Annotated in this window: 1 pseudogene; it reads left to right on the top strand. The window is 47.2% G+C overall.

The annotated features are described in order from the left end of the window. A pseudogene (locus AAEZ05_RS29575) lies at window positions 1-250 on the top strand (IS3-like element ISPar1 family transposase); the annotation flags it as partial.

Raw genomic sequence — 250 nt, forward strand, 5'->3', positions numbered from 1 at the left:
CTAGTAAAGTACGCCTTTGTTAAAGACAACCAGCAACTCTTTCGCATCAGTAGCATGTGCCGTGTACTACATATTAGACCCTCAAGTTACTACGACTGGCTGGGTCGTGACATCAGCGCTCAGCAGATACATCGTAACCAGTCTGAGCTACTAATCAAAGCGGCACACAGTGAAACAAAGGAGCGCTACGGCTTTGAGCGTCTGCATGCGCATCTAAATGAGCAAGGATATGATATCAGCCCATACATGG

This window comes from Pseudomonas sp. HY13-MNA-CIBAN-0226 (assembly GCF_040310305.1).
In the GTDB taxonomy this organism is placed as follows: domain Bacteria; phylum Pseudomonadota; class Gammaproteobacteria; order Pseudomonadales; family Pseudomonadaceae; genus Aquipseudomonas; species Aquipseudomonas gregormendelii.